The following is a 3,049-nucleotide window of genomic DNA, read 5'->3' on the forward strand; positions in this document are numbered from 1 at the left end:
CGGGCCACGTGGCCCGCCCCGTCCGCCGGCACGCGCGCCCCGTGGGCCCGGTCCGTCGGCAGACCCGTAGGCGCGGTCGGTCCGGTCCGGCAGGGGCAAGCTCCCCGTCCGCGTCCCTCACATCAGCGGAGTGAGGAAGCGGCGCAGGGCCTCCTCGTAGTTCTCGGGGTCGGCGTTCCACATCGCGCTGTGCGGGGCGTTCGGCACCGTGTGCAGGGCGACGAGGTTGGGGCGGCGGGCGGCGAGCCGGCGGGAGAACCGCCAGGGGGCCACCGCGTCGCCGGGGCCGTGGAAGATCAGCGTCGGCACGGTGAGCCGCTCCGGGTCGCTCGCGTCGGCGAGCCGGTCGCCGTCCGGGCCCATGCGCCCCTGCGCGGCGCGCACCGCGAGCGGCAGCAGGGGACGTGGTGTGTGCCGGGCTCTGGCCAGGGCCCGCAGCGTCGCCTCCCAGTCGAGTACCGGTGAGTCCAGAACCAGCCCGGAGATGCGGCCGCGCAGCTCCGAGTGGAGGGCGGCGCGCAGCGCCATGGTGGCGCCGATGGACCAGCCGTGCAGGACGACCCGCTCGGCGCCGTAGCGCACGGCGTAGCCGATCGCCGCGTCCAGGTCGCGCCACTCGGTCTCGCCGAGGTGGTTCAAGCCGTCCGGGGGGCGGGGCGCGCCCAGGTCGCCGCGGTAGGCGACGTCGAGCACCGGGAAGTGCCTGCGGTGCAGGAACTCCATGATGTTCAGGGGGAGTTCGCGGGTGGTGCCCAGTCCGTGCACCGTGATCACCCAGGTCTCGCGGACCCCGGGCACGAACCATGCGGGCAGCGGGCCGAGTTCGCCCGGGACGTCCACGTCGGCGTGGTCCAGGCCCAGGGCGGAACCGGGGTCGCCCACGTGCACGTTCGGGGTGAGCCAGACCTTGTCGCGAGGATGCAGGAAGCCGTGCGTGACCCGTTCCAGGCGGCGTACGACGGTGTCGGGCAGGTGCGGGGCGTCCTGCAGGACGGGGCCGACGACCGCGTGGGAGCCGTTGCCGGCCAGGCCGTAGGTGCCGGGGCGCAGGGAGGCCAGGTCCCGGGTGAGCGTGATCTGGCCCGCGGCCGTGCTGTGCACGGTGAGCCGGGGCTCGGTGGGCAGGGGCCGGCCCGGGGGCGCCTTGAGCGCGGCGTCGCTGGCGAGCCGGCCGGCGGCGACGCTCGCCGCGCCGGCCGCCAGGGCCGCGGTGACGGCCGCTGCCGTCGCTTTGACTGTGCGCACGGGTCCAGTGTCGTGGCGTACCGGGTCACCGGCCAGCGGGAGGAAGGGTCGGGGTGACATGCTCCTGCGAGTTCCAGAAAGAGCCGCCTTCACCCCTGCTTCACCCGCCTCCTCACTCCGCTCCCGTCTTCTTCCCCTCTTCGCCGCCCTGCTCCGGGCGCCCCGGCTGTCCATATCCCCGCAGCCGTTGCGTGGCCCGCGCCAGCTGTTCGGCCGACAGCAGGGACGGTGCCAGGCCGGGCACCGAGGACGCGGTCAGCCACAGCCGGCACATCCACTCCAGCTGGGCCGTGCGGTCGTAGGCCTGGTCGAGGCTCGCGCCGTAGGTGACGGTGCCGTGGTTCTGCAGGAGGCAGCCGGAGCGGCCGGCGAGGGCGCGCAGCATGTTCTCGGCCAGTTCCTCGGTGCCGTAGGTCGCGTACGGGGCGACGCGCACCGGACCGCCGAGCGCGCCGGCCATGTAGTGGACCAGCGGCAGCTCGGGGACGAGCGTGGAGACGGCCGTCGCGTGCACGGCGTGGGTGTGGACGACCGCGGCCGCGTCGGTGGCGCGGTAGATCGCCAGGTGCATGGGCAGCTCGCTGGTCGGGACCAGGGTGCCGAGCACCTGCCCGCCGTCGAGTGCGACGCCGGTGATGTCGTCCGGCGTGAGCCGGTCGTAGGGCACGCCCGACGGCGTGACCAGCACGGTCTCCCCCACGCGCACCGACACGTTGCCGGAGGTGCCGACCACCAGCCCGTCGGCCACCGTGCGACGCGCCGTAGCGACGAGCTCGCTCCAGGCACGGGCCTCCTGCTCCCGCGCCTCGCGCACGCCCCCCGCGCCTGTTAGATCCCTCACCTGTGGGTCCCGCTCAGCCATGCGGTGATCCTGTCAGCCCGCCCGCCCGGCGGGCCAGGGGAAGCCCCTCCGGCGGCCCGGGACAGGGGAATGCGGCGATCCGGGGACAGCCGCCGCGGCGAAACGGAACGACCGGGAAGCAGATTCGGACACCGTGGAGACCGACCCAGTTCATCTTCTGTTCACCCTGGTTACCTACGTTCGACCAGCCAATGACGCTCGAACGATTGCCTGGGTAAATGGAAAGCTTCTCGCTGATCCTCGCGATTGTGGTGGTAACCGCACTCGCGTTTGATTTCACGAACGGTTTCCACGACACCGCCAACGCGATGGCCACCACCATCTCGACCGGCGCGCTGAAGCCCAAGATCGCGGTGGCCATGTCCGCCGCGCTCAACCTGGTGGGCGCCTTCCTCTCCGTGGAGGTCGCCAACACGATCTCCAAGGGTCTCGTCGACGAGACCGGCATCCGTCCCGAGGTCATCTTCGCCGCCCTGGTCGGCGCGATCCTCTGGAACCTGCTGACCTGGCTGGTCGGGCTTCCGTCCAGTTCCTCGCACGCCCTGATGGGCGGTCTGATCGGCGCCACGATCGCCTCGGTCGGCGTCGGCGCGGTGCACGGTGACGCCCTGGTCACCAAGGTCGTCATCCCGGCGGTCGCCGCCCCGGTCGTCGCGGGCCTCGCCGCGATGGTCGCGACCCGGCTGTCGTACACGATCGGCAGGAAGGCGGACGGCAAGGCGGCCGAGAAGGGCCACCGCGCCGGGCAGATCGCCTCCGCGGGCCTGGTCTCGCTCGCCCACGGCACCAACGACGCGCAGAAGACGATGGGTGTCATCACCCTCGCCCTGATCGCCGGCGGCGCCATCGCCCCCGGCTCCAACCCTCCCACCTGGGTGATCCTCTCCGCGGGCCTGGCGATCGCGCTCGGCACCTACATCGGCGGCTGGCGGATCATCCGCA

The 3,049-nt window shown here is 72.9% G+C and carries 3 protein-coding genes; 1 reads left to right on the forward strand and 2 read right to left on the reverse strand.

Going from position 1 to position 3,049, the window contains the following annotated elements; translation table 11 throughout:
- Window positions 1-117: 117 nt before the first annotated feature.
- The gene (locus BZY54_RS47895) at window positions 118-1,245 is read right to left on the reverse strand and encodes an alpha/beta hydrolase (RefSeq protein WP_086731530.1); all 1,128 of its coding nucleotides are present in this window, start codon (window positions 1,243-1,245) and stop codon (window positions 118-120) included.
- Between the two features lie 112 nt (window positions 1,246-1,357).
- On the reverse strand, window positions 1,358-2,107 hold the full coding sequence (locus BZY54_RS47900) for a class II aldolase/adducin family protein (protein ID WP_086731529.1): 750 nt from the start codon (window positions 2,105-2,107) through the stop codon (window positions 1,358-1,360).
- Window positions 2,108-2,325: 218 nt separating this feature from the next.
- Here BZY54_RS47900 and BZY54_RS47905 point away from each other — a divergent pair.
- Window positions 2,326-3,049 (forward strand): inorganic phosphate transporter (locus BZY54_RS47905; protein WP_143668430.1); only part of this gene is annotated, 724 nt, incomplete at its 3' end.

Source organism: Streptomyces carpinensis, from assembly GCF_002154505.1.
In the GTDB taxonomy this organism is placed as follows: Bacteria; Actinomycetota; Actinomycetes; order Streptomycetales; family Streptomycetaceae; genus Streptomyces; species Streptomyces carpinensis.

Coding starts and splice junctions, on each gene's coding strand:
- BZY54_RS47900 (WP_086731529.1), bottom strand. CDS start 2,107: ATGGCTGAGCGGGACCCACAGGTGAGGGATCTAACAGGCGCGGGGGGC.